General features: G+C 73.1%; 19 protein-coding genes. 8 read left to right on the top strand and 11 right to left on the bottom strand.

The genetic code is table 11. The features are described 5' to 3' along the window. Positions 1 to 9: 9 nt before the first annotated feature. The gene (locus AB0D59_RS17050) at positions 10 to 444 is read right to left on the bottom strand and encodes a roadblock/LC7 domain-containing protein (RefSeq protein ID WP_362565499.1); all 435 of its coding nucleotides are present in this window, start codon (positions 442 to 444) and stop codon (positions 10 to 12) included. After that, the gene (locus tag AB0D59_RS17045) at positions 441 to 3,275 is read right to left on the bottom strand and encodes a nitrate- and nitrite sensing domain-containing protein (protein WP_362565497.1); all 2,835 of its coding nucleotides are present in this window, start codon (positions 3,273 to 3,275) and stop codon (positions 441 to 443) included. Before AB0D59_RS17045 ends, AB0D59_RS17050 begins: the two co-directional genes overlap by 4 nt. Positions 3,276 to 3,711: 436 nt before the next feature. On the opposite strand from AB0D59_RS17045, the gene AB0D59_RS17040 reads away from it, so the two are divergent. After that, a complete protein-coding gene (locus AB0D59_RS17040) occupies positions 3,712 to 4,257 on the top strand; it encodes a hypothetical protein (RefSeq protein ID WP_362565495.1) in 546 nt (181 codons plus the stop codon). Between the two features lie 78 nt (positions 4,258 to 4,335). Here the strand turns inward: AB0D59_RS17040 and AB0D59_RS17035 are convergent, their stop codons facing one another. The 4 genes from AB0D59_RS17035 to AB0D59_RS17020 form a co-directional block, all read right to left on the bottom strand. Beyond that, positions 4,336 to 8,931, bottom strand: coding sequence for a hypothetical protein (locus AB0D59_RS17035; RefSeq protein ID WP_362565493.1), 4,596 nt, complete (start codon positions 8,929 to 8,931; stop codon positions 4,336 to 4,338). A gap of 45 nt (positions 8,932 to 8,976) precedes the next feature. After that, a complete protein-coding gene (locus AB0D59_RS17030; protein ID WP_362565491.1) occupies positions 8,977 to 9,840 on the bottom strand; it encodes a hypothetical protein in 864 nt (287 codons plus the stop codon). Positions 9,841 to 9,973: 133 nt separating this feature from the next. Then, entirely contained in the window at positions 9,974 to 11,503 is a 1,530-nt protein-coding gene (locus AB0D59_RS17025; RefSeq protein ID WP_362565489.1) for a hypothetical protein, read from the bottom strand. 134 nt (positions 11,504 to 11,637) lie between these two features. Beyond that, positions 11,638 to 12,339: a GntR family transcriptional regulator gene (locus AB0D59_RS17020; RefSeq protein ID WP_362565487.1), complete on the bottom strand. Its 702-nt coding sequence runs from the start codon at positions 12,337 to 12,339 to the stop codon at positions 11,638 to 11,640. Positions 12,340 to 12,497: 158 nt separating this feature from the next. Between AB0D59_RS17020 and AB0D59_RS17015 the strand changes: the two genes are divergently transcribed. From AB0D59_RS17015 to AB0D59_RS16995, 5 genes are all read left to right on the top strand, one after another. Next, on the top strand, positions 12,498 to 13,817 hold the full coding sequence (locus tag AB0D59_RS17015) for an MFS transporter (protein ID WP_362565485.1): 1,320 nt from the start codon (positions 12,498 to 12,500) through the stop codon (positions 13,815 to 13,817). Next, positions 13,814 to 14,635, top strand: a complete 822-nt coding sequence (locus tag AB0D59_RS17010; RefSeq protein ID WP_362565483.1) for a putative hydro-lyase — start codon at positions 13,814 to 13,816, stop codon at positions 14,633 to 14,635. The genes AB0D59_RS17015 and AB0D59_RS17010 overlap by 4 nt, the downstream gene beginning before the upstream one ends. 19 nt (positions 14,636 to 14,654) lie before the next feature. Beyond that, positions 14,655 to 15,413, top strand: a complete 759-nt coding sequence (locus tag AB0D59_RS17005) for a 5-oxoprolinase subunit PxpA (RefSeq protein WP_362565481.1) — start codon at positions 14,655 to 14,657, stop codon at positions 15,411 to 15,413. A 104-nt stretch (positions 15,414 to 15,517) separates the two neighbouring features. Next, positions 15,518 to 16,135, top strand: coding sequence for an allophanate hydrolase subunit 1 (locus AB0D59_RS17000; RefSeq protein WP_362565558.1), 618 nt, complete (start codon positions 15,518 to 15,520; stop codon positions 16,133 to 16,135). Further along, entirely contained in the window at positions 16,132 to 17,001 is an 870-nt protein-coding gene (locus tag AB0D59_RS16995) for a biotin-dependent carboxyltransferase family protein (protein ID WP_362565479.1), read from the top strand. The genes AB0D59_RS17000 and AB0D59_RS16995 overlap by 4 nt, the downstream gene beginning before the upstream one ends. 123 nt (positions 17,002 to 17,124) lie before the next feature. Here AB0D59_RS16995 and AB0D59_RS16990 read toward each other — a convergent pair whose 3' ends face one another. The 5 genes from AB0D59_RS16990 to AB0D59_RS16970 form a co-directional block, all read right to left on the bottom strand. Continuing rightward, positions 17,125 to 17,976, bottom strand: a complete 852-nt coding sequence (locus AB0D59_RS16990) for an SGNH/GDSL hydrolase family protein (RefSeq protein ID WP_362565477.1) — start codon at positions 17,974 to 17,976, stop codon at positions 17,125 to 17,127. Then, positions 17,973 to 19,169, bottom strand: a complete 1,197-nt coding sequence (locus tag AB0D59_RS16985) for a glycosyltransferase (protein ID WP_362565475.1) — start codon at positions 19,167 to 19,169, stop codon at positions 17,973 to 17,975. Before AB0D59_RS16985 ends, AB0D59_RS16990 begins: the two co-directional genes overlap by 4 nt. After that, the gene (locus tag AB0D59_RS16980) at positions 19,166 to 20,296 is read right to left on the bottom strand and encodes a glycosyltransferase family 1 protein (RefSeq protein WP_362565473.1); all 1,131 of its coding nucleotides are present in this window, start codon (positions 20,294 to 20,296) and stop codon (positions 19,166 to 19,168) included. The genes AB0D59_RS16985 and AB0D59_RS16980 overlap by 4 nt, the downstream gene beginning before the upstream one ends. A 228-nt stretch (positions 20,297 to 20,524) precedes the next feature. Further along, on the bottom strand, positions 20,525 to 21,943 hold the full coding sequence (locus tag AB0D59_RS16975; protein ID WP_362565471.1) for a HEAT repeat domain-containing protein: 1,419 nt from the start codon (positions 21,941 to 21,943) through the stop codon (positions 20,525 to 20,527). Between the two features lie 301 nt (positions 21,944 to 22,244). After that, positions 22,245 to 22,637 carry an ankyrin repeat domain-containing protein gene (locus tag AB0D59_RS16970; protein WP_362565469.1) on the bottom strand — a complete coding sequence of 131 codons (393 nt, stop codon included), beginning with the start codon at positions 22,635 to 22,637 and terminating at the stop codon, positions 22,245 to 22,247. Positions 22,638 to 22,979: 342 nt separating this feature from the next. Here AB0D59_RS16970 and AB0D59_RS16965 point away from each other — a divergent pair, with 342 nt between their 5' ends. Both AB0D59_RS16965 and AB0D59_RS16960 read left to right on the top strand, forming a co-directional pair. Beyond that, positions 22,980 to 23,174, top strand: a complete 195-nt coding sequence (locus AB0D59_RS16965) for a hypothetical protein (RefSeq protein WP_351706957.1) — start codon at positions 22,980 to 22,982, stop codon at positions 23,172 to 23,174. Between the two features lie 37 nt (positions 23,175 to 23,211). After that, on the top strand, positions 23,212 to 24,768 hold the full coding sequence (locus AB0D59_RS16960; RefSeq protein WP_362565467.1) for an ABC transporter ATP-binding protein: 1,557 nt from the start codon (positions 23,212 to 23,214) through the stop codon (positions 24,766 to 24,768). Positions 24,769 to 24,876 lie beyond the last annotated feature (108 nt).

Here is a 24,876-nt window from a genome sequence, read left to right as displayed (position 1 = left end):
GTCATCCCACTACCCGCCCGAGGGCAGATCGGTGCGCGGAGCGGACACCAGATGTACGCCGACCCGCTTGACCAGGAGTGTCATCTCGTACGCGACCTGGCCGACGTCGGAGTCGGCGTCGGAGAGGACGGCCAGGCAGCTGCCGTCGCCGGCTGCGGTGACGAACAGGAAGGCGTCATCGAGCTCGACGACGGTCTGCCGGACGCTGCCCGCCTCGAAGTGCCGGCCCACACCCTTGGCGAGGCTGTGGAAGCCGGAGGCCACGGCCGCCAGGTGCTCGCCGTCCTCTCTGGTGAGGTCCTTGGAGGCACCGGTGGCCAGGCCGTCGCCGGAGAGCACCACGGCCTTGCGGATACTGGCGACCCGGTCCACCAGGTCGTCCAGCAGCCAGTTCAGCTCACCCTTGTTCGTCGCCGTGTGGCCGGTCGCCTTCGGATCGGTCATCGACCGTCCCCCTTAGTCGTTCCTTGTGCTGTGCCGTCCCGGGACCCGTCGCCCGCGGTGTTCTCCGCCCGGCCGCGCTGCCAGCCGCGCTGGAGCGAGGCCATGCGGCTGCGGACCTCGTCGGCGTCACGCTCGACGGGATCCGGCTCGTGCCCGGCGGGTCGGGCGGGGTCCTGTCGCAGCTGTGGGGCCAGGTTGGCCTGCCGTACCCGCCTGGGCAGCGGCCGGGTGCCGGATGCGGCCTCCGGGGGTGTGCTGCCGAGGGGCGGGACGGAGTCGTCGGTGCCGCTGCCGGAGGTGATCGCGGAGCGGCGGGTGCGCCGGGGCAGGGCGGGGGGCCCGGAGGGTTCGTCCGGGCCGCCTGGCTCGGGCGCCGTCCGTGGCTCGACGCCGTCGGCCGGGCCGCCGGTGCGCTGCGGGGACGGCTCGGTGCGGCGGCGGGAGGGCAGCGGGGCGAGTCCGCCCGGTTCGGGCCGGCTCGCACCCGCCGGGTCCCGGTCGTCCGGTTCGGCGCGGTGGGAGCGCTGCTCGGTGACGGGCTTGCCGTGCGAGCTGACCAGCTTGGGCGTACTCCGTCTGGGCAGCGGCACGGGGCCGCTGGGACGCTCGTCGCGGAAGCCGTCCGCGGTGTCGGAGGCGGACTGACGCAGCTCGCTCACGACGGGCGCGGTGTCGTCGTCGGCGCGGGCCAGGGAGCGGCGGGGTCGGAACAGACCGCCGCGCTCGCTGTCCTCTTCGGTGAGGGCGCCCGGGAAGTCGTCCAGCGCGTCCAGGTCGACGGGTGCCTCCAGCTCGACCGGTCCGCCCAGCAGCGCGGTCGGCAGCCCGGGGCGCTGCGCCGACGTCTGGGTCAGGGTGGTGGCGCGGCTCTCCTCGGGTCCGGTCTCCGAGGCGGGCCGCTCGCGGTCGAGGCGGAAGCCGATCCCGTTGGTGTCGGGGATGTCGTCGGTCAGCAGTACGTCGGGAATGAAGACGACGGCGGTGGTGCCTCCGTAGGGGGACGGCTGGAGGGAGACGCGAACGTTCTGGCGCTGGGCGAGGCGGCTGACCACGAACAGGCCGAGCCGGTCGGTGTCGGAGAGCTCGAACTCGGGGGTCTCGGCGAGCCGCAGGTTGGCATCGAGGAGCGCCTCGGCGGCCATGCCGAGACCCCGGTCGTGGATCTCCAGGGTGAAGCCGTTGGCGACACGCTCGCCGAGGACCTGGACGGCGGTGTGCGGCGGCGAGAACACCGTGGAGTTCTCCAGGAGTTCGGCCACGAGGTGGGTGAGGTCGGCGACGGCGGGGCCGGTGACGGCGACCCGGGGCAGCCGACGGACCTCGATGCGCTCGTAGTCCTCGACCTCGGCCACGGCAGCACGCACCACGTCCATCAGCTGGACGGGGCGGCGCCACTGCCGTGAGGGGGCGGCGCCGGAGAGGATCACCAGGCCCTCGGCGTGCCGGCGCATGCGGGTGGTGAGGTGGTCGAGGCGGAAGAGGTCGGCGAGTTCGTCGGTGTCCTCGGTCCTGCGCTCCATGGTGTCGAGCAGGGTGAGCTGCTTGTGCAGCAGGACCTGGCTGCGGCGGGCCAGGTTGACGAAGACCTCGGAGACACCCGAGCGCAGTTCGGCCTGCTTGACGGCGGCCTCCACGGCGGCGCGCTGCAGGGTGTTGAGGGCCTGGCCGACCTCGCCGATCTCGTTCCTGTCGTACTCCAAGCGCGGGACCTCGGTCTCCACGTCGACCTGTTCGCCCGCGGACAGCCGGCGCATCACGCTCGGCAGCCGGACCCCGGAGGCCTCGTGCGCCTCCTGGCGCAGCAGCCGCAGGTCGCGGATGAGGCTACGGCCGACCCGGACCGACACGACCAGCGAGAACATCACGGCGACCATGCCCAGGACACCGACGACGGCCGCCTGGACGATCACGGAGACGGCGACGGGCCGGATGCGGTCCTGGTAGCGGTCACCGACCTGGTCGTCGAGGGTACGCAGTTCGTCGAGCACATTGCCGGCGGCGGTGTCCCAGCTCTTGGCACTGACGTCGTTCGGCACACCGGATCCGGCGTCGATCACGGACTGCTCCGCGGTCCGCAGCGGGGCGGTCGCGGCGTTCTTCCAGAAGCGGTCGAAGCGGTCGCGTTCCGACGACGGCAGCAGCGGCAGGCTGATGTCGTACAGGAGGGTGCGCTGGGCGACGAGGTCGGATATCTCCCGGGTCTCGTCGCGGGAGATCTTCCCGACCACGAGGGCGGAGCCGAGCAGGGCGTCCTCGCGGGAGAGGAGTTCGCGGGCTCGGGTGATGTTGATGAGGGCCCGGGCCTGCTTGTCCATCTCGACGTCGTCGATCCCGCCGAGGGAGGCGAGCAGCGTGTAGCAGGGGTCGACGACGCGGTTGTAGAGGTCGAGGGCCTGGGCGCGGCTGACGGTGCCCTGTTCGACGCTGCGGCGCAGGGCGTCGATGCCGTCGAACGCGTCGAGCACGGCGGTGAGGCGTTCGGCGTCGTCGGCGCTCATGCCGTCGCGGGCGTCCTGCTTGTCGGCGTTCTTCCGCAGTTCGGCGAGAGCGCCGTCGGTGGCGGCGCGGGTGCGGTGCAGGGCGGCGAGCGCGTCGGCGGCGCGCGGGTCGGCGAGATAGACGAGGGTCTGCCGGCGTTCCTGCTGGAGAACACGGGCAGTGTCCTCGGTGGGGTAGCCGATGTCCTCGACGATGTGCGACACCTGGAACAGCTGGGTGACCTCGCGCCCCGTGAGCACGGCCGCGAAGCCCCAGACAGCCGTCAGGGACACCAGCGGCACGAGAAGCAGCGCCACGATCTTCCGGCGGATGGACTTCCCGCGAAAGCGCATGGCCTCCCCCAGCTCGACCCCCGCCGGCCGGGGGTACACATGTACGTCAACAAACGGCGCGAGCCTACTACCGCCACAGGGATAACTCGAAGACGCGTCCGGACGATGAACTTCCGCCTCGGAGCCGGGACATGGGGAACGGACAGGGAGAGATGTCCGGGCATTGCGGGAGATTGCCACCACGATCGCGCCGACTTCGCGTGTATGGAGGCGGGAACGACACGAAGGATCAGTTGGCCGGAAATTTTCACTGGTGGGGAATCATCGGGCGAGTTCGTTCGTCCTTGTTGATGGGCGAGGGGTGCGAAATCGGCCACAGGAGCCGTATCTCGCATCCGGGCGGCGTAAAACAGCGCAAGCCGGGCAGCCACTGGGGAGCCGGGGTCGTCGGACACCGGTGCGAGGGGGTCTGTCGGCGGTGGGGAGTGACACCTTGATGGGGACGGCTCAGCGGCACTTGGCGCCCGAGGACGGCACGGCGACACGCTCGACGGTGCGTCCGGAGCCCGAGGCGCCGGACGGCGGCCTTTCGCCGCGCGGCGGCGACGAGCTCTCCGGTGCGCGGACGCGCACTCAACAGAAGGCGCAGTACCGACCGTTGTGGGTGGAGGAGCCCGCCAAGCGGTACCGGATGCCGGATCCGGTGCGTACGTCGGCGGTGCGGGCGCTCATCATCGTCGCCGTCACGCTGATCCAGGCCATGGTGGCGTTCTTCTGCACGATGGCGGAGTCCTGGCTGGCGTTCCCGATGGTGATCAGCAGTGTGGCGAGCACGGTGGTGGCCACCTGGGGCGCGGTCGACGTCCTGGTGACCCGTCAGGTGTGGAACCAGCGCAACGGCGTGATCTCCGAGCCGAGCAGCACGGCACGCTCGCTCCGCCGCGAGCGGCGCGCGGCGCGGCGGCGACAGCGGGCCACCGAGCGCGAACAGGAGCGGATACGGCGGCGCGGCGGCAACACCGGGCAGCTGTCCCACCCCTGAGACCGGCGCCGCCGTTGGAAGACAGGGGCCACGCCGACGGCCTCTTGAGCACTTCGGGCCGGCGGTCTGTTGGGTACTTCAGACCGACGGCCTCCTGAACATGCGGGTCGCCGTGATCTCGCTGTGCCCGGCCTCCCCCGCCTGCGGCTGCTGCGGCAGGCCGGGGCGCAGGTGCTCCTCCACGCTGATGTACTTCAGCCCGGCCCTGAGGTCGGCGTCGTTCCGCAATCGGATGACCAGCGGGAATTCGGCCAGCGCGGTGGTGTCGAACAGTCCGGTCGTGTACAGCAGTTGCACACCCAACGCGTCCGACACGGCCCGCTGCAGCTCCAGCAGATAAGTCGCGTTGGCCCGTCCGATGGGGTTGTCCAGGAACAGCGTCCCCGCGTGCCGGTGCTTGTCGCGCCCGCGGTCGTTGGACCTGAGCGCGGCCATGGTGCAGTACAGGGCGATGGCCGCGGTGAGCAGCTGCCCACCGGAGAACACGTCCCCCATCTGTCCCACCGGCACCCGCTCCGCGCGCAGCACGGCATCCGGCTTGAGGATCTCGACGGCGACCCCCTTCGGCTGCAGGGCCGCCCCCACCCCCCTCAGCAGCAGGGACATTCCGTCCCGTCGCAGGTCGGAGTTCTTCTTCACGGCGGCCCGGGTCGCCTCGTCGACGACCTCGCCGAGCCGTTCGGTGAGCGTGGCCTGGTCGGGCTCCTCGAAGCGGATGCGGAGGAACTCCTGCCCGGACCACTCGCCGAGCCCCTCGGGCAGCCGGGACAGCCGCTGGGCGGACCGCAGGGTCGCGAGGGCCGACTCGACGAGCCCGCGCAGCCGGTCCACGATCGAATCGCGGTTGCGCTCCAGCTGGGCCAACTCGTCGGTCAGTACCCGCAGTCGGGGCGCGAAGGCGTCCGCCCACTTCTGGGCGTGCTCGGGCAGTGCGGAGGCGGGCAGTTCACGGATCTGCTGTCGTGCGGGCGTCCGGACCGCCTCGTACCGTGTGGAGTTGGCGTGCCGTACGAGCACATCGCTCGCCTCGCGTACCGCGGACTCGGCGGCGGAGAGATCACCGGCGCAGCCGCGCAGCGACCGGCGCGCCTCGGCGGCGGACTGCCGGGCCTCCTCCAGGGTGCCGGGGTAGGGCTCAGGCTCCTCCTGCTCCTCCTCGGTGGTGTGTTCGCGCAGCAGGTCGCGGAGCATGGCGGCGATCTCGTCGATGCCGCCGGCCGCGTCCTCGGCCGCGCGGTGGGCGTCCAGCAGTTCGGTGTGCGCCTCGCGGGCCTGGGCCAGGGCCTCGGTGCGGGCGGCGAGTTCGGCGGTCGTGGTGCGCAGCAGGGCCTGCGCGTGTTCGGCGTCGCGCGGCTGGAGCTCCTCGGGCAGCTCGGTGTGTGCCCCGCCGTCCTCGGGGGCGTGCCGCTCGGCCTCGCCGCGCAGCCGGCCGAGCTGCTCGCTCGCGGTGGACATCCTGGTCTCCAGGAGCTGCACCAGCTCCTCCGCGCGGGCGGCGGCGGCCTGCCGGGAGGGCCCGTCGGAGCCGTCGGGCGACTGGAGCAGCTGTTCCGCGCGGGTGCGGACCTTGTTGGTCAGCCGTTCCAGCTCCGCGAGCGCGGCGCTCTCGTCGCTCTCCGAACGGGCCTGCTCGGCACGGAGATCGGCGCCGACGCCGACCTTCTCGTACACCTGTGAGGCGGCCCGGTAGGCCTCGCGCAGGGCGGGCAGCGAGGACTTGAGGGCGTCCTCGTCGGCTTCCGGTACGTCGTCGGGGGCGCCGGCGATCTCGGCGCGCTCGGCGCGCAGCGCCCGGGCGGTGCGGCGGGCGTCGTCGGCGGCGCGCTGGGCGCCTCGCCGGTCCTCGTCGGCGGCGCGGGCGCGCTCCAGGCGGGTCTGGGCGCGGGCCTCCGACTCGGCGGCCTCGTCGGCGAGTTCGCGCAGCTTGACCTGCCAGCCGGCCCGCTCGCGCAGCCGGAACGCGAGGCCGGCGAGGGCGTCGGCGGCGCGCCGGGCCTTCTGTGCGGCCTCCTGCCGTTCGTCGCGCACCTGGGCGGTCTCGGCGGCCGTCTCCTCCGTCTCGGCCCGTACCGTCCGTGCCTCGGCCAGTTCGGCCTCGGACTCCTCGGCGAACGCGCGCGCCTCCCGCGCGGTCTGCGCCAGTTCCACGAGCTGCCCGGCTGGGCAGCCGGTGCGCCAGGAGGCGAGCCGCGCGGCCAGCTCGCGGTCCTTGCCGAGCCGGGTGGCGAGGGTGCGGATCTCCTCGTCCCGCTCGGTGGCCCGGGCGCGCAGCGCCTGCCGCTCCTCGTCGGCGGCGTGCTCGTCGTGCATGGCCGGGTTCGGCGGTACGAGGAACACGTCGCCCGGGGTGGCGTCGTCGGCCGGGGTCGGCGCGAGCAGGGCGGCGGCCGTGCCGACGGCGACGGCGGAGCGCGGCAGCAGCGCGGCCGCGCCGAGCGCCTCACGGGCCCGCGCGTGGGTGTCCGGGTCGGTGATGATGACGCCGTCGACGAGTTCGGGGCGGGCGGCGAGCACGCGTGCGTGGTCCGTCGGGGCGACGGCCTGGGCGAGATAGCGCCAGCCGGGCAGCGCCGGGATGCCGTGCTCGCCGAGATACTCGACGGTGGCCAGCACATCGGGGCCGGGCGGCAGCAGCCCGCCGTCGCCCAGAGCGCCGAGGATCCGGGAGTCGTCGGCGGCCGCGGTGCGCAGTTCGAACAGGTGCCGTTCGGCGGAGCCGACGGCGTCGTCGAGCAGCTCGCGCAACTCGTCGGCGAACCGGTCGAGTTCCTCGGCGCTGAGGGCGTCCTCCGTGCTGTCGCCCTGGGGCCGGGGGATGGTCGTACGCGAACCGGTGAGGCCCAGCAGTTCGGTGAGCCGTTCCTCCGCCGCCAGGGCCTCCGCCAGGCGCTTCTCGGCGTCGTAGGTCCGCTCGGCGGCGGTCGCCGCGTCTGCCGCGCGGGCGGCCGTGAGTTCGGCGCGGGACTCGGCGGAGGCTGCCTCGCGCGCGTGCTCGGACGCCTTGCGGGAGGCCTCGCGCGCGGTGTCCCAGGCGGCCACGGCGGTCTTCTCGGCGTCGCTGGCCGCGAGGGCGGCGCGGGCCGGGTCGGCGTCCGGCGCGCTGTCGTCGAGCCAGCCGGCACGGACGGCCTCGGCGGTCTCCTGCTCGACCTCGCTGAGGCGCTGGCGCAGATGCCCGACCTCGCTGCGGGCACGCTGCGCCTCGGTGGCGGCGGAGGTCGAGTCCCGGTAGGCGGAGTCGCTGACCTCCTGGAGGGCGGCGGAGCGCTCCTCCTCCTCGTTGGCGAGGTGCTCCGCGCTCCCGGCGGCGGCGTGCAGGGCCCGTACGAGATCGACCGCGGCCTTGGCGCGGGCGGCGAGCGCGGGGGCCGCGTCCCGTTCGGCATCCTGGATGGCGGCGGCCACGCGCGCGACGCGGTCGGCGGCGGCGCGGTGGCGCAGCACGGCTTCGGCGGCCTGCCAGGCTGCGTGCAGGGTGCGGGCGTCGGCCAGCTCGCGCTTCTGCCCGGCAGCGGACTTCTCGCCGGCGGCCAGTGCCAGCGAGGCGTGCCGGTAGGCGAGTTCGGCGGCGATCAGTGCGCTGCGCTCACGGGCGCCCTCGGAGTGCGTGACGGCGTACGCGGCGGCCGTGACGCGCTGGGCGAGGTCGGCGGCGCGCACCCGCTCCTGCGCGCCCCGCGCGGACAACCGGCGCGCGAGCGTGCGGGTACGGCGCTCCGCGCCGGTGTGGATGTCACGCGCGCGTGCCCGCGCCTCGGCCGCCTCGACGATCCGGCCCAGCAGATCCACCGACCCGGCGGTGAAGTCCCGTTCGGCGATCAGCTCGGCGCGCCGCCCCAGCTTGTTGCCGAAGCCGCCGACCAGGTCGGCGAGCCCGTCGGTGTCCCGGGTGTCGGTCACGGCCCGCAGCAGCAGGTCGGTGAAGTCGGAGTCCTTCTTGACCGCGAACAGACCTGCGGCCTCGCCCTCGTCGGCGTTCATCTCCCGCTGGTAGCGGAAGAGTTCGGGGTCCAGGCCGAGGTCGCCGAGGTGCTCGATCCAGCGGTCGTGGATCTCCTCCCAGTGCACCTCCAGATGCGGATACGCCTTGCCCGCCTCGGTGATGGCGTCCCGGAAGCCCTTCATGGTGCGCCGCCGCCCCTGCGCCCCGGAGGCGCCCTCCACGGGCGGCCGTACGGCGGTGGACTCGGCGACCGGCAGATTGTCCAGGGAGAGTCCGGGCCCGGGGCGGAACGAGTACCAGGCCTCGGCGAACTTCCGCGGGTCGTTGGAGACCTGCCGTCCCCGCCACTCGCTCACCTTGCCCACGACCACGCACTCACCCGTGAGCGTGTGCTGCCACTCCAGGGCGACATGCCCGCAGTCGTCGGCGAGCAGGAACTTGCGCAGCACGCCCGAGCTGGCGCCGCCGAGGGTGTTGCGGTGGCCCGGCAGCATCACCGAGAAGATCAGCTTGAGCAGCACCGACTTGCCGCCGCCGTTCTCCAGGAAGAGCACGCCGGCGGGCGCGGGGCGGCGGGGCGGACCGACCGGCTCCTCCTCGAAGAACTCCGCCTGGGTGGGGGCCGGGTCGGGCACCGGCTGGCCGACGCCCCGCAGGTCCAGCACGGTGTCGGCGTAGCGCGCACCGGCGGGCCCGATGGAGTAGAGGCGGACCCGGGACAGCTCGTACATGGCGGACTCTCGTAAGTCTGGGGAAAGGTGCGGGGGTTTGGACGGTCAGGAGTGGAACGGCAGTCCGGCGTCGGCGACCAGGTCGTCGCTGTCATCGGCGGGCAGCAGGCCGGCCGTGCCGTCGGTGACCGGGACGACGCCGAGTTCCAGCAGTTCGGCCATGGCGGCGCTGCCGGCCATGTCCCGTACCTGGAGCTGGTAGCGGGCCGTCGTGCGGTAGGTACCGCCCTGGTCGTCGCCGGTGCGCTGGAGGAACCCCGAGTCGGTGAGGAAGACGACCGCCTTGCCGATGATGCCCGTGGTGGATCCGGCGAGCCGGCGGGCGTCCTTGGTGGCGCCGGTCGCGCTGCGTCTGGCCCAGATACGCCAGGCGGCCTCCAGGCCCGGCGCGTCGGTGGCCGGGTCGGTGTTCTCTCCCAGCTCGTCGGCCCGCTCCTCCAGGCGGCGGCAGGCCTGCCGGACGAAGGCGTCGACGCCGTTGACCGTGATCCGCCCGATGTAGCCGTCGTCGGCCAGGTCCTCGGGGCGCGGGAACGCCAGTGCGGCGACGGCGAGATGCGCGAGCCCGTGCAGGAACCGGTCGCTGCCGTCCGCGGACGTACGACGCGCGTAGTCGCCCATGCGAACGGCGAACACCGAGTCCTCGGCGGCGGTCACTGCCATCCCGGCGCGGGGCGACACCTCCAGCACCACCAGCCCGAGCCCGGCGGCCACGGCATCCGCGAGCCGCGCGAACGCCGGGTCCTCCCGGTAGCGCCGCAGCAGCTCGGTGTACTCCTGATCACGCGCGGGCTGCAGCTTGGGCTGCAACCCGAAGGCGACGAGCCGCGCGGCATCGGCGGCATCGGCCGGGGTGACGGCAGCATGCGCCGACCCGGCAGACACCTCGGCCTCGGCGTACTCGGTCACGACGACAACTCCTCGATCTTGAAAACAGGGATGCGCTGGTGCGGCCCTTCAGGGGCGCGGGGCCGTGTTGGCTCTGTGGCTACCGCCGCGAGGGCGCGATCAGCCCCCACCGGCCCGCACCCGGCACACACCATCACGCGGCCTCTGTCCGATCCGCAGCCATCCCCACCGCATCCAGCAACGCGGTCCCGACGATCAGATCGGCGCCGCCGAAGCCGGGGTCGTCCAGCTCCGTGCCGTCGTCCACCGCGAACAGCAGCTTCTCCTCACCCTGCCGGTAGGCCGTGCCCACGGCCGGGCTGGCGGCGTGCACCGCCAGCAACGCGACCAGGTAGGCCAGATCCTCGCCCCCTGCCCGCCGCGCCTCCGCCAGCAATCCCGACAACCGCCGAGGCGCGTCGGCCGGAAGGTCCAGCAACCGCATGGCGTCCGCCAGCTGCTCCTCGCTGAACCGGCTGTCGTCCGGCGTGGCGATCAGGTCCGGCTCCGGCATCTCCGCACCCAGATGCTCCCGCTCCACGGGCGGCGTCAGCAGTATGTCGACGAGATCGCCCACCCGCACCGACACCGGCGTCCGCAGCCCGGTCCCGCGCGCGAAGAACGCCCCGGTGACCCGGCTCGCCTGCTCCAGCGGCAACGGCAGCAGTGGCGCGAAGAGGTGACCGTACAGGTCCGTCCCCGACGTCGTCATCGGCGTCGCGAACGCCTGCCGGTCCTGCTCCGCGCGGAACAGCGGCCCGGCCTCCAGCAGACGCGACTGCAACTGCGTGTGGCGCCGGATGCAGTCCTTGACGATGTCGACGAGCTCGGCGGCGCGCCGTTTGTTCTCCGGCTCCTCGGTCTCGTCGCGGGCCTTGCGGATGTTGGTGAGGATCGCGTTCTCGTGCCGGTAGCGGTCGGCCACGTGGTCCAGGGCCTCGGCGATCATGTCGGGGACGGCGTTGAGCCAGTCCACCGCGCGGACGTTGCGCCGGGTGGCGTCCAGGGCGCGGCGCAGGGTCTCCGAGTACTGCACGGTCCGGTAGCGGGCCTGCTCGGCGGCGAGCTGGGCGTCGGCGAGGCGGCCGCGGTTGATCAGCACCTCCAGCTTGACCTCGGCCGCGATCTGGGCGCTGGTGACGTCCGTGTCGAGGGCGCCGACCAGGACGTTGACCGCCTCGTCGGTGGTCCGGAGATACACCGTGCCGCCGGGGCCCGGCACCTCCTCGATCAGCTTGAAGTCGTAGTCCCGGCGGACATACGACCCGTCGGGCGCGAAGGTGCCGTACACCGCGCGGAAGCCGCGGTCGACGCTGCCGACGTTGATCAGGTTCTCCAGGACCCAGCGCGCCACGCGCTCGTGCTCGGCGACGGGGCGGTGTGGCGTCTGGGCGGAGATGCGCGGGATCAGCCGGGCGACGATCTGCTCGTGGTCGGCACCGGTGTCGAAGTCCATGTTCAGGGTGACCAGGTCGATGGCGGAGAGCGCCACCTCGGCCATGCCGTAGACCGAGTACTCGCCCGCGAGGTTCGCCTTGCGCGTGTCCAGGTCGTGCAGCGGCGCGGTGCAGGCGAGCGCGCGCAGCCGCCGCGCCAGCCCCTCGTCGGCGGCCGGGCCCGGTGCGGGGCGCGGCCCCGCGCTGAGCTGGGGCGGAACGCTGTCCGTCGTCGCAGGCGAAGTCACGGTGCACAGACTAGGTCCTTGGTCTGACAACGGCCCAAACGACGCGGGTGGGTCCGCCGGTGGGGCCGGGGTGACTTCAGGCCGGTTCTTCGGGTGCGGGCCGGTGGGGGTTGATCGCGCAGTTCCCCGCGCCCCTAGGGGGCGCTGTCCTCACCGACCCTGCGGCGGTAGACCTCCACCACTCGCTCCAGTGAATCAGTGAGGTACGTCTCCAGAAGTCGCTCCGCACCACGCCTGTCGCCCCCCTCCAGGGACCGGAGGAGTTCCTGGTTGCGCCCCAGGTACGGCTCGTGCAGGGCGTGCGGGTCGTCGACGATGTGGAACGCGAGGCGGAGTTCGGCGAAGACGCTGCGCATCAGTTCGTCGGTGCGTTCGCTGCCGGCCAGGGCGACCAGCTCCCGATGGAAGTGGATATTGGCCGTACCCACTGCTTTCCAGTCATTTCCGGCCGCCGCCTGCCGGCCTTCCGCGACCGCCGCCGAGAGACCGTCCAGGGCGTACGGGGGCTCGCCGAGGCCGCGTACGACGGCGCACTCGACCAGGGACCGGGTGCGGTAGATGTCCTCGACGTCCTCGATGGTCAGGACCCGGACGAAGACGCCCCGGTTGAGTTCGTGGACCAGCAGGCGTTCGTGGGTGAGCAGCCGGAACGCCTCGCGCAGGGTGTTGCGGGAGACACCCAGCGCGCCGCCGATGCCGTCCTCCGACAGGCGGGTGCCTGGCGGGAAATAACCGTCGGCGATCCGGCTCCTGAGGATGTCGGAGACCCGTTCGGCGGTGCTGGTGCGCCCGAGGAGGGCACGATCGTCGGCCAGTCCCGTCAGTTGCTCTGCCATGCCCGGAATTCAACCGCAGACACAGGAACGAAACAACGTGGGTATTGAAGGATCGTTGAACGATCCTCTACGGTGCTCAGCACGCTCACCTTGGCACGGCACCGCACCGCTCAGTCCCCGCACCCTCCGTCCCCTCTTCATGCTTCTGCGAGGTGCCCATGAGCACGACTCCTCCACCGCAGGCCCTGACCTCCGACGCGCACCCGGGCAAGGGTGAACGCACCGCCGAGGACGGCGCGTTCGGCTGGCTGCGCGCCCTCGGTCCGCGCGGCCGGCACGCGTTCGCCGGCGCCTTCGGCGGCTATGCGCTGGATTCGTACGACTACTTCACCCTGCCGCTGAGCATGGTCGCGCTCGCGGCCTATTTCGGCCTGGACAGCGGCCAGACCGGCCTGTTCACCACCGTCACCCTGGTGGTCTCCGCGGTCGGCGGCGCCGCGGCGGGCGTGGTCGCGGACCGGGTCGGCCGGGTCCGCGCCCTGATGATCACGGTCATCACCTACGCCGTCTTCACCGTGGCCTGCGGCTTCGCACCCAACTACGAGACGCTGCTGGTGTTCCGCGCCCTCCAGGGCCTCGGCTTCGGCGGCGAGTGGGCGGTCGGCGCGATCCTGGTCGCCGAGTACGCGAGCGCCCGGCACCGCGGCCGCACGCTCGGCGCGATCCAGAGCTCGTGGGCCGTCGGCTGGGCGCTCGCCGTGATCGTCTACACGCTGGTCTTCTCGTTCGTCGGCGACGACTTCGCCTGGCGGGTCATGTTCTGGACCGGCGCGCTGCCCGCGCTGCTCGTGGTGTGGCTGCGCCGCCGGGTGCACGACGCCCCACAGGCGGTCGCGGTACGTGAACAGAGCCCACGGCGCGGCTCGTTCGCCGCGATCTTCCGTCCGGGCACCGCCGAGACACCGGGTCTGCTGCGCACCACGGTCTTCGCGGGCCTGCTGTCCACGGGTGTCCAGGGTGGCTACTACACGCTGGCCACCTGGATCCCCACGTATCTGAAGTCCGAGCGCGGGCTGTCGGTCGTCGGTACCGGCGGCTATCTGACCTTCCTGATCTCGGGGGCCTTCCTCGGGTATCTGACCGGCGGATACCTCACCGACCGGCTGGGCCGGCGCCGCAACATCTGGCTGTTCGCGCTGCTGTCGGCGGTCTGTGTGCTGGCGTACGCGAACATCCCGGACGGCGCCAACACCACACTCCTGGTGCTCGGTTTCCCGCTCGGCTTCTGTATGTCGGCGATCTTCAGCGGCTTCGGTTCCTACCTGAGCGAGCTGTACCCGACGGCGGTGCGCGGCACCGGCCAGGGCTTCACGTACAACGCGGGCCGCGCGGTGGGCGCGATCTTCCCGACCCTGGTGGGCTTCCTGGCCGACAGCTGGGGCGTGGGCGGCGCGCTGGTCTTCGGCGCGGCCGGGTACGGGCTCGCCGCCCTGGCCCTGTTCGGGCTGCCGGAGACGCGCGGGAAGGAACTGGCGTGAACCGTACCGAAGACCGCCCGGTCGCCCTGGCCGACGAGCACGCGCACGCGTGGAGCCCGAAAACCGCCCGGGCCCGCTTCCGGGAGGGCCTCACGGGCGCCACGGCCGGGGTCGCGGCCGGCCACACCCAGGCCAACCTGGTCTCGGTGCCCGCCGACTGGGCGTACGACATGCTGCTGTTCTGCCAGCGCAACCCCAAGCCCTGCCCGGTGCTCGACGTCACCGACGCCGGCGCCACGGCCACCGTGCTCGCGGACGGCGCGGACCTGCGCACCGACCTGCCGCGCTACCGGGTCTGGCGGGACGGGGAGTTGGTGGACGAGCCGACGGACGCGAAAGCCTACTGGCGGGACGATCTGGTGTCGTTCCTGCTCGGGTGCAGCTTCACGTTCGAGTGGGCGCTGGCCGAGGCGGGTGTGCCGATCCGCCATGTCGAGCAGGGCCGGAACGTGCCGATGTACGTGACGAGCCGCCCGTGCCGTCCGGCGGGGCGGCTGAGCGGGCCGCTGGTGGTCTCGATGCGCCCCGTCCCGCCGGAGCGTCTGTCGGCCGCGATCCAGGAGAGCAGTCGGCTCCCGGCCGTGCACGGTGGCCCCGTGCACTGCGGCGATCCCTCGGCGCTCGGCATCGACGATCTCGGCCGACCCGACTTCGGCGACCCGGTGGACGCCGGCCCCGACGACATCCCGGTGTTCTGGGCCTGCGGGGTGACCCCGCAGGCGGTGTTGACGGCCTCCCGGCCGCCGTTCGCCATCACGCACGCACCGGGCCAGATGTTCATCAGCGACGCCCGCGACGAGCAGTACCGCGTGGCCTGACACGAGAGACACCGGATCCATGACCTCGATCGACCTGAACGCCGACCTCGGCGAGGGCTTCGGCCGCTGGCGGCTCACCGACGACGAGCAGTTGCTGTCCGTCGTCACCAGCGCCAACGTGGCCTGCGGCTTCCACGCGGGGGACGCGGCCACCATGCGGCGGGTGTGCGAGCTGGCGGCCGGGCGCGGGGTGACGATCGGAGCCCAGGTGTCCTATCGGGACCTCGCGGGGTTCGGCCGGCGCGCCATGGACGTGCCGTCCGGCGAACTGGCGGCCGAGGTGGCCTACCAGATCGGTGCCCTTGAGGTCTTCGCTCGCGCGGCCGGCGCGCGCGTGGCGTACGTGAAGCCGCACGGCGCGCTCTACAACCGGGTCGTGCACGACGAGGAGCAGGCCGCCGCGGTGATCGACGGCGTGCTCCTCGCGAACGCCTCGCTGCCCGTCCTCGGGCTGCCCGGCTCGCGGCTGCTGGAGCTGGCCGGGAAGGCGCGGCTGCCGGCTGTCACGGAGGCGTTCGCGGACCGCGCCTACACCGACGAAGGCACCCTCGTCCCGCGCGGACGGGAGGGTGCGGTGGTGAGCGACCCGGAGGCGGTCGTGGAGCGCTCGGTGGAGCTGGCGCGCTCCGGCGCGGTCACAGCACACTCCGGCGCGCGCATCGCCGTGCGCGCCCGCTCACTCTGCCTGCACGGCGACACCCCGGGCGCCGTGGAGCTGGCGCGCAGGGTGCGCACGCGGCTCACGGAGGCGGGCGTGACCGTAGCGGCCTTCGCATGAGCACAAGCACGAACATCAACATGAACACGAGCACGGACTCGAGCGTGGACACAAACCCCAGCCTGAACACGAGCCCGACGACCGAGGCCAGCGCGCCCATGACCATGACAACCCATCTCGTCGGTGACGACGCCCTCCTGGTCGAGGTCGGCTCCGGCGCGGAGGCCCAGGCCCTGCACGCCGAGTTGTCGCGGCGGCGTGCGGAGGGCTCGCTGAGGGTCCGCGAGATCGTGCCGGCCGCCCGCACGGTCCTGCTCGACGGCCTCGACGACCCGACCCGCTGGGCCGCCGAACTGGCCGCCGCGGAGATTCCGCCCACCCCGCCACGCGCGCATGCGGCGATCGAGCTGCCGGTGCGGTACGACGGCCCGGACCTCGCCGAGGTCGCCGCCCACTGGCGGGTGCCCGAGCGGGAGGTGGCCCGCATTCACGCGGAAACCGAGTTCACGGTCGCCTTCTGCGGTTTCGCGCCCGGCTTCGGCTATCTCACCGGACTCCCCGCCCGCTACGACGTGCCGCGCCGCGCCACTCCGCGCACGGCGGTGCCCGCGGGCGCGGTGGCGCTGGCCGGGCCGTACACGGGCGTGTACCCACGCTCCTCGCCGGGCGGCTGGCAGTTGATCGGAACGACGGAGGCGGTGCTGTGGGACCACGCGCGGGTGCCGGCCGCGCTGCTGACGCCGGGTGCGCGCGTGCGGTTCGTGCCGGTGGGGGGCGTATGACCGACCGTGCGCTCGTCGTCGTACGGGCCGGTGCGCTGACCACCGTGCAGGACCGCGGACGCCCCGGGTACGCGCATCTCGGGGTACCCCGTTCGGGGGCGCTGGACGCGCCCGCCGCGGCGCTCGTCAACCGGCTGGTCGGCAACTCCCCCGACGCGGCCGTCCTGGAGACGACCCTCAACGGGTGTGCCGTGCGGCCGCGTTCGGCGGTGGTGGTCGCGGTCGGGGGTGCGCCGGGTCCGGTGGCGGTGGGCGGGCGCCCGGTGGCGTGGGGCGCGCCCGTGGTGGTTCCGGCCGGGGAGCTGCTCGAAGTGGGAGCGGCGCGGTGCGGCGTACGCAGTTATGTGGCCGTCTCCGGTGGGATCGCCGTCGAGCCGGTGCTGGGCAGCCGTGCCACGGATCTGCTCTCCGGGCTCGGGCCGGCCCCCCTGGCGGACGGCACGGTGCTGCCGCTGGGCACTCCGGTGGGCCCGCACGCGCGCGTGGACGTCGTACCGCAGCCGTCCCCGCCCACGGAGCTCGTGCTGCGGGTGACGCTCGGCCCGCGCGCCGACTGGTTCACGCCCGCGGCCGTCCGGGCGTTCACCTCGCGCGCGTACCGCGTGTCGTCGGCGAGCAACCGCATCGGGCTGCGCACGGAAGGGCCCGCCCTGGAGCGGGCCCGTCCGGGTGAACTCCCCAGCGAGGGCATGGTCCTCGGCGCCGTCCAGGTGCCGCCGAACGGGTGTCCGGTGGTGTTCCTGGCCGACCATCCGACCACCGGCGGCTATCCGGTGATCGCGGTGGTGCGCGCCGCCGACCTTCCGGCGGCGGCCCAGGCGGTCCCGGGCATCCCGGTCCGCTTCGTGGCCGTACGCCGTCGCTGAGCCGCCGTAACGGCCTCATCCGGCACCGTCGTGCCACCACCGGCGCCATCCGCGTGCCAACCGCCGACGCCGTCGTCCGCGTGCCACCACCGGCACCGTCGTCCGCGCGTGACGTCATCGTCCTCACGCGGCGTCGGCGGGCCGCTCCGGCGGCTGGAGGGCGGCCAGCGCGGCGGACACGGCGGCGGACGCGCTCAGGTCCAGGCGGGCGCTGGTGCCCTTCCGGCGGTGCCGCATCTCGTCGACGGCCAGCCGCAGCAGCTGGGGCAGCAGGTCGCGGCACCGCCTGATCACCCAGGCGGTGCCGGCCGTGGCCAGCCAGAACAGACTCGCCTTCTTGGTCGGCGGCGGGAACTCGGGCTCGGGGGACGGCGCCGTGCCCGTCGCCATACCCAGCGGGGCGAGCAGGGCGTGGAAGCGGACGGCGAGCTGCCGGTGCCCACGCTCGCCCGGGTGCAGCCGGTCCGCGCTCCACATCTCGCGGTCGGTGAGCCAGGCGCCCTCCGCCGCGTGCAGGTGGACGGCCCCGTACCGCTCGGACAGCGCGTGCACCACCATGTTGACCGCGCGCCCCCGGCGGGCCAGCGGGCGGGACAGGGCGCCCGGGAGTCCCCACATCGAGCCGGGGTCGGGCAGACACGCCGTGAGCAGGGTCGCGCCCTGCGCGGTCAGGGCCGCGTAGACCTTGTCGAGCCGTTCGGCCACCGCGTGGATGTCGAACGTGCAGCGCAGGGTGTCGTTGACGCCGATGACGACGGCGACGATGTCGGGGCGCAGGTCCAGTGCGGCCGGGGTCTGGCGTTCCAGCACGTCCCGGGTCTGCGCCCCGCTGACCGCGAGGTTGGTGAAGTCCACGTCCTTCGCGGCGAGTCCGCCGGACAGCAGCGCGGCCCAGCCGCGCCACCCGTCGCCGGCGGGGTCACCCACGCCCTCGGTCAGCGAGTCCCCCAGCGCCACGAACCGAACCGCTCTCATGCCACGCCCTCCGGCACGACACGACGGATCGGTTCCGTCGTTCCGTTCTCGTCACGACGGCACAGCACCGACGCGTCGTGCGCGGCGAGGAAGGCCTCCACGGCCGTCCCCCAGCCGAAGCACTCCGCACGCGCGCGTGCCGCTTCCCGGCGCTCGGGTCCGGGCCGCTCCAGGAGCATCTCCACGGCGTCGGCGAACGCCTCCCCGCGATCGGCCGCGGTGGCCCCCGCGGACCCGATCACCTCGGGCAGCGCGGAGGAGGCGCTGGCGACCACGGGCGTCCCGCAGGCCATGGCCTCCAGGGCGGCGAGCCCGAAGGTCTCGGCGGGGCCGGGCGCCATGGCCACGTCGGCGGACGCCTGCAGCGCGCCCAGGATGTCCCGGTCGGAGACGTGCCCCAGGAAGGTCACCGGCAACCTGCGCTCCCGCGCGCGCTGTTCCAGACGCGCCCGCAGCGGCCCGTCACCGGCGACGACCAGGATCACCCGGCGGCCGCGCCGGACCAGTGCCTCCACGGCGTCGAGGGCGGTCCCGGGCCGCTTCTCCACGGACAGCCGCGAGCACATGACGAGCAGTGCCTCGTCCTCGCCGGCGTACCGCGCCCGCAGGTCGAGGTCGCGCATCGAGGGGTGGCGGCCCGTCAGGTCGACGCCCAGGGGGGCGCGTACGACATTGCGCGCGCCGATGCGGATGAACTCGCGCTCGGCGAACTCGGTGGTGCACACCACGCGCGCGTAGGTGTGCGCAGTACGGATGTTGAGGGCGTCGGCGGTGCGCCGGGACATGTTCTCCGACATGCCCCAGGTGCGCAGGACGCCGTCGGCGGTCTCGTGGGAGACCATCACGGCGGGGATCCGGGCGCGCCGGGCCCAGCGGCCGGTCCAGCGCAGGGTGGTGCGGTCGGACACCTCCAGGCGGTCCGGGGCGAGGTGCTCCAGGAGGGTCTGCACGCGTGTCTTGTCGACGAGGACGCGGTAGCCACCGGTGCCGGGCAGCACCGGGCCGGGCAGGGTGATGACCCGGCCCTGCTCCTCGACCCGGTCCGAGTAGCGCTCGCCGGGCACGATCAGGACGGATTCGTGACCGGCGGCCACGAAACCCTTCCCGAGTTCACGCAGGGCGGTGCGCAGGCCGCCGGAGGAGGGCGCGACGAAGTTGGCGAGCCGGACGATGCGCAGGGATTCACCGCTCATGCCGCCACCACCGGCCGACGTGCCGCGAGCACGTCCTCGTAGTGCTGGATCAGCTGGTCGCCGACCGCGGCCCAGGTGCGGCCCTCGACGGTCGCGCGGGCGGCGGCGCCGAAGCCGGCCCGCATCGCGGGGTCGGCCACCAGGGAGGCCACGGCCTCACGGACGGCGCCCGCGTCGCGCGGCGGGACCAGGAACCCGGTGCGGCCGTGGTCGACCAGGTCGATCGGCCCGCCGGCGGCGGGCGCGACGACCGGGACACCGCTGGCCATGGCCTCCTGGACGGTCTGGCAGAACGTCTCGAAGGGGCCGGTGTGCGCGAAGACGTCGAACGAGGCGAAGATCCGGGCGAGGTCGGCGCCGGTGCGGCGGCCGAGGAAGACCGCGCCGGGCAGCGCCTCGGTGAGGTGGACCTGGCTCGGCCCGTCGCCCACGATCACGACCTTGACGCCTTCCAGGCCGCAGACCCCGGCGAGGAGTTCGACCTGCTTCTCGGGGGCGAGACGGCCGACGTAGCCGACGATGACCTCACCGTTCGGGGCGATCTCGCGGCGCAGCGCCTCGTCGCGGAACTCGGGGCGGAAGCGGACGGTGTCCACGCCACGCTGCCACAGCTGGATCCGGGGGACCCCGTGTGACTCCAGGTCGCCGATCGACGCGGTGGACGGAGCGAGGGTGCGGTCGGCGGCGCCGTGGACGGACCGTATCCGCCGCCAGGCGGCCGCCTCACCGGCGCCCACGTAGGTCCGGGCATATCCGGCCAGGTCGGTCTGGTAGACGGCGACGGCGGGGATGCCGAGCCGGGCGGCGGCGGCCATGCCGCGGACGCCGAGGATGAAGGGGCTGGCCAGGTGGACGACGTCCGTGCGGTGCTCGATCAGTGCGGCGGCGAGCTTGCGGCTGGGGAGAGCCACGCGGACCTGGGGATAGCCCGGGAGCGGAAGGGAGGGGACGTGGACGACAGGGCACGGCGCGGCGGCCGCGGCGAGCCTGTTTCCGGGGGCGGGAGCCGGAGCGACGACGAGGGGAGCGTGACCGCGATCGACGAGGTGTCGGGCGGTCTGGAGCGCGCAGTGGGCCACGCCGTTCACATCGGGGGGAAAGGATTCGGTCACGATGACGACACGCATACCGGTGTTGTCGCCGCGCTGGACGTGGCCGCGTCAAAGTGGATCTTTCCGATGGTTAAACGTCCCATGAGCGTTGCCCTGCACACCCGAGCAGGTCAGACCCCGTCCACATCCGGCTGGTCCGCCGGTCACCGGTCGTTCACTTGGCGGGCGGACTTCCGCGCATGGAACGTATGCGGGATCCCCCGTGGTTCCCGAGTTGACGCCGTGGTCCCCCGTGGCGATGTCTCACACGGCGGGGGTGTCCGGTCCGATACGGCTGCGGACGGCCGTCTGGACCTCGTCCTCCTCGGCGGGGTCGGCGGCGAGCCGGCGGAGCTGTTCGACGACCCGGGCGTCACCGGTCTCGGCGTGCCGGGCGGCGATCTCGCGGGTGGTCTCCTCGCAGTCCCACAGGCATTCGACGGCGAAGCCGGTGGCGAAGGAGGGATCGGTGGCGGCCAGGGCGCGGGCGGCGCGGCCGCGGAGATGGGACGAGGCCGTCTCACGGTAGACGTGCCGCAGGACGGGCGCGGCACAGGCGATGCCGAGGCGTCCGGTGCCGTCGACGAGGGTCCACAGGGTCGGTGCGTCGGGGCCTTCGCCGCGTACGGCTTCCCGCAGGGCGGCGAGGACCAGTTCGCTGTCCTGGGCGCCGCCCCGGCAGGCGAGCATCCGGCCGGCGGCGGCGCCGAGGGCGTCGGGCCGGCGGGCCCAGCCGCGGGCGCGGTCGACGGCGGCGATACTGCGCATGCGTTCGAAGGCGTCGATGGCGGCCTCCACGACGACGGAGGTGCCGTCGATCACCGCGGCCTCGATCAGGGTCAGCGCGTCGGAGTCGTTGCTGTCGGCGAGGTAGCGCAACGCGGTGCAGCGGGCCCCGTCGGTGCCGTCCTTGGCTGCCTGGAGGATCTCCGGCCGGTCCTCGGGCCCGGCCACGGCGACCAGGCAGCGGGCGGCCGGCACATGGAGGGCCGCGCCCCGCTCGACGCCCTGCTGGGCCCACTCGAAGACCGCGCGCACGCTCCACCCCGGACGGGGCCCGGTAGGTCGCATCTGGCGCTGCCAGCGGTCGAAACAGCCGGTTTCCTGTGCGGCACGCACGCGCGTGGCGATCGATTCGCGGGGATCCTCGGCCCACAGCCGCCAGGGCCGTGGCTCGAAGGCGTCCCGTACGGCGGCGGCCAGCTCGGCCTCGCCCTCGGCGTCCGTGGTGAAGCGTGCCAGCACCGGGGCGGCGAGCGCGCACAGGGCCGCGTCGTCGTCGCGCAGCGCCAGCTCGTCCAGGGCCCAGGCCCAGTTGGTGCCGGTGGCGGCGTACCTGCGCAGCAGTTCGAGCGCGTCCCGCCTGCCGTAGGAGGCGAGGTGGCCGAGCACGGCCAGCGCGAGGCCGGTGCGGGACTCCTCGGAGTCGAGGACGTCGTCGGGGTCGAAGAGATGCGCCTCGATGGCGTCCAGCTCGCCGTTCAGGTCGAGATAGAGGCGGGCGTAGTAGAGGGAGCGGTTCTCCACCTGCCAGTCGTGGCGGGGGTCGCGGAGCACGCAGTGGTTCAGCGCCGCGAGCGCTTCGGCGCGCGGGGCGGTGAGCGCGTGCAGCGTGCCGTCGCCACGGCCCCGCTGGAGCAGGCCGAGCAGCGTACCGCTGGGCGCTATGACCGGATCGAACATGGGAAACAGCCTCACATCAAGCGTCGACGCAACCGGAGAACACGCACTACCTGGCCGCGTGACACAACGTCGGAGCGCCCGCCGTCTCTTGCTTGCTGTAGACCATTTCTCTCTGCCTCTCGTCAGTGGCCCATGCGGGCCGCATCACGGCCCGCGCGGTGCGGCAACACCTGCCCAGCCATCGCGTCCGTGAATCACGACGTCATGATGACTCGGCACTTCGACCTGCCGCGACCGAAATTTCGGCGGCCCTGTACCGCCTCCCCCGTTTTGTGTGTTTTCGCTGGTCGGAAGGGATGGTTCAGTGGATGCCGAACAATTCGAGAAGTTCTGTCTTGCCGAACATCCGCGCGGTGTCGACGGCCGACGGAGTGCCCGACGCGGGGTCCGCGCCGGCCTCCACGAGCGCCTTGATGACCTCTGTCTCGCCCTTGAAGACCGCTCCGGCGAGCGGGGTCTGGCCTCTGTCGTTGATCCGGTCCGCCTCGGCACCCCGGCCGAGCAGCTCGCGCACCGCGTCGGCGTGCCCGTGGTAGGCGGCGAGCATCACGAGGGAGTCACCGCGGTCGTTGGTGAGGTTGGCCGGAACGCCCGCGTCGAGGTACGCCACGAGCGCCTCGGTCCGCCCCTGCCGGGCCAGATCGAAGATCTTGGTCGCCAGCTCCACGACCTCGGGGTCGGGGGCTTCGCTCATCGAACGGACCGCCTCTCCTGTGTGCTGCGGGGACTTCCGTGGACGGAGGGAGCGTACGGCAACGGGTGGGCCACGCGGCCGTACGAGTGAATCGCCAGCGTACTGGCTTCAGGGGGCACATGACCGGAACTGTCCGAGGTAAAGATCTCCACAGCTCCTCCGAGCGGTCGCCGAGACCCCACCGGACACCGCCCGAGCTGGGCGGCAGCGGTCAGGAATGATCCGCCGATCGAGTGAAATCAGCCGAAATTCACTCATTTGCACCTTTAATCGTATAGATACCTGCTGTGATGCTGGAAGAACTCATGGTGACTGTCCCCCTTCGACACCAGGAGATCTCAAATGATCCTCTCCATCTCAGGCGTCATCGTGCTCGGCATCATCGTCTTCCTCTTCTTCCGCAAGGACGGACTGAAGCCGTCGCACGCCACGTGCTCGGCACTCTTCGGCTTCTACCTCGCCAGCACGGCCATCGCACCGAGCATCAAGGCAGGCGGCGAGAGCCTGGCGAGCCTGCTCGGCGGCATCAAGTTCTGACGCCCCTTCCGTCCCTACGCACCATCAGGAGACAGCAGTGGCCCGGCGCCCTCTCCCCCGCATTCTGAGCAACGGCACCGCGCAGCTCGCCCGAAGCCGGGAGCTGGCCCGGACGGCTGCCGACAACGCCACCGACGTCCTCCACCCGCTCATCACCGTGACCCGCGGGCTGAGTCGGCTGGCCTCGGCCGGGCGGCACAGGTGGGCGGAGACACCGAAGGACAAGCGTGGGCCGCTGCTGTTCCTGGTGGCCTCGGTCGTCCTGGTCGTGGCTCTGGTGCCGTACGGACCCCTGCTCGCCGTCATCACCCTGATGGCGGCGAGCGCCTGGCACGGCCGCGACCGCACCCCGCCCCCGCCGGAGGGCCCCGACGAGTCGCAGACCCAGCGGCTCCAGTCCCTGTACGAGGCCCTCGTGCCGTACTTCTCGGCCGCCGAGGACCCGGCGCCGCTGTACGCGCACGGCGGGGAGTGGGAGAAGGCCTTCCTCACCCACGAGTTCGACGACGCCGGCCGTGTCAGCCAGCTCATGATCCGCTACCCCGCGTACTTCCCGGACGGCGAGCCCGAGGCCCGCGCCCGGATCGAGTACCTGCTCACCGCGAAGTCCGGGCGCGGCCGCGAGTACCACTTCGCCTGGGACGAGGAGGGCAACCGGCTCACGGTGACGGTCCTCGCCCCGCTGCCCACCGACATCGCCGCCCAGCGCTTCGTCACCGCGCCGGGCGAGACGGTGCTGGGCTTCACCGACCCCACCGAGATCCAGCGCACGCTCCCGCTCGCCCACGGCGAGGAGCAGCGGGACGTCCCGCCGGTCGTCTGGCGCACCGGCGCCCGCTCCACCGAACCCCATCTGCTGGTCATGGGCCGCCCCGGCAGCGGCACCTCGACCCTGCTGCGCTCGGTTGCGCTGCAGGCCCTCCAGTACGGCGACGTGCTCATCCTCGAGGGGGGCGGCACCGGCGAGTACGCGTGCCTCTCCGGCCGGGACGGGGTCCTCGCTGTGGAGTGCGGTCTCGCCGGAGCGCTGGCCGGCCTCGAATGGGCCGCGCACGAGACGGAACGGCGGCTCATCGCCCTCAACGGCGCGCGGCAGGCCGGCCAGCCGCCGCCGGACGACTGCCGACGCCCGCTGTGGATCCTGCTGGACCGTCCCGGCGCCTTCGTCCACCTGGCCTCGGCGAACGGCCACAAGGACCCGGGAGCCCTCCTCCAGACCCCCCTCCGGCACGGCCGCGCGGCGAACGTCACCGTGGTGGTCGCCGAGCACCTCGACAGCACTGACGCGGTGAGCGAGGCGCTACGACAGCACACGCGCGCGCGTGTCGTGCTCGGGCCGGCGCTGCCGGACGAACTGGAGGCGGCACTGGGGGCGCCGCCGCACACGACACCGTTGGCCCACATGCCGCCGGGCCGGGGCTATGCCCGGCTGGGCCACGGCCCGGTGCTGCGGCTCCAGGTGCCGGCCACGCCGGACCCGTACGACGACGCGACGAGCGACGCGGACCGGCAGGCGGTACTGGAGCTGCTGCCGCCGCGGAGTGAGCCGGCGGAGCAGCCGGTGCCCATGGAAGCGGCGGTCGCCGAGGGCTGAGGTGGGGGGTGGGTCGCTTACCGGCCTCGCAGGGTGCCGCCGCGCCCACCCGCGCCGTCCTGGGGCCCCTCCCAGGCCCTGGAGGCACCGGGGGGAGGCACGACTGCC

The sequence above is a fragment of the Streptomyces sp. NPDC048417 genome (assembly GCF_040651615.1).
Lineage (GTDB): Bacteria > Actinomycetota > Actinomycetes > Streptomycetales > Streptomycetaceae > Streptomyces.
Note: the sequence above shows the minus strand (reverse complement) of the source record. Positions and strands in the feature narration are given on the sequence as shown.

Coding starts and splice junctions, on each gene's coding strand:
- AB0D59_RS17050 (WP_362565499.1), bottom strand. CDS start 444: ATGACCGATCCGAAGGCGACCGGCCACACGGCGACGAACAAGGGTGAG.
- AB0D59_RS17045 (WP_362565497.1), bottom strand. CDS start 3,275: ATGCGCTTTCGCGGGAAGTCCATCCGCCGGAAGATCGTGGCGCTGCTT.
- AB0D59_RS17040 (WP_362565495.1), top strand. CDS start 3,712: ATGGGGACGGCTCAGCGGCACTTGGCGCCCGAGGACGGCACGGCGACA.
- AB0D59_RS17035 (WP_362565493.1), bottom strand. CDS start 8,931: ATGTACGAGCTGTCCCGGGTCCGCCTCTACTCCATCGGGCCCGCCGGT.
- AB0D59_RS17020 (WP_362565487.1), bottom strand. CDS start 12,339: ATGGCAGAGCAACTGACGGGACTGGCCGACGATCGTGCCCTCCTCGGG.
- AB0D59_RS17015 (WP_362565485.1), top strand. CDS start 12,498: ATGAGCACGACTCCTCCACCGCAGGCCCTGACCTCCGACGCGCACCCG.
- AB0D59_RS17005 (WP_362565481.1), top strand. CDS start 14,655: ATGACCTCGATCGACCTGAACGCCGACCTCGGCGAGGGCTTCGGCCGC.
- AB0D59_RS17000 (WP_362565558.1), top strand. CDS start 15,518: ATGACAACCCATCTCGTCGGTGACGACGCCCTCCTGGTCGAGGTCGGC.
- AB0D59_RS16995 (WP_362565479.1), top strand. CDS start 16,132: ATGACCGACCGTGCGCTCGTCGTCGTACGGGCCGGTGCGCTGACCACC.
- AB0D59_RS16990 (WP_362565477.1), bottom strand. CDS start 17,976: ATGAGAGCGGTTCGGTTCGTGGCGCTGGGGGACTCGCTGACCGAGGGC.
- AB0D59_RS16985 (WP_362565475.1), bottom strand. CDS start 19,169: ATGAGCGGTGAATCCCTGCGCATCGTCCGGCTCGCCAACTTCGTCGCG.
- AB0D59_RS16980 (WP_362565473.1), bottom strand. CDS start 20,296: ATGCGTGTCGTCATCGTGACCGAATCCTTTCCCCCCGATGTGAACGGC.
- AB0D59_RS16975 (WP_362565471.1), bottom strand. CDS start 21,943: ATGTTCGATCCGGTCATAGCGCCCAGCGGTACGCTGCTCGGCCTGCTC.
- AB0D59_RS16970 (WP_362565469.1), bottom strand. CDS start 22,637: ATGAGCGAAGCCCCCGACCCCGAGGTCGTGGAGCTGGCGACCAAGATC.
- AB0D59_RS16965 (WP_351706957.1), top strand. CDS start 22,980: ATGATCCTCTCCATCTCAGGCGTCATCGTGCTCGGCATCATCGTCTTC.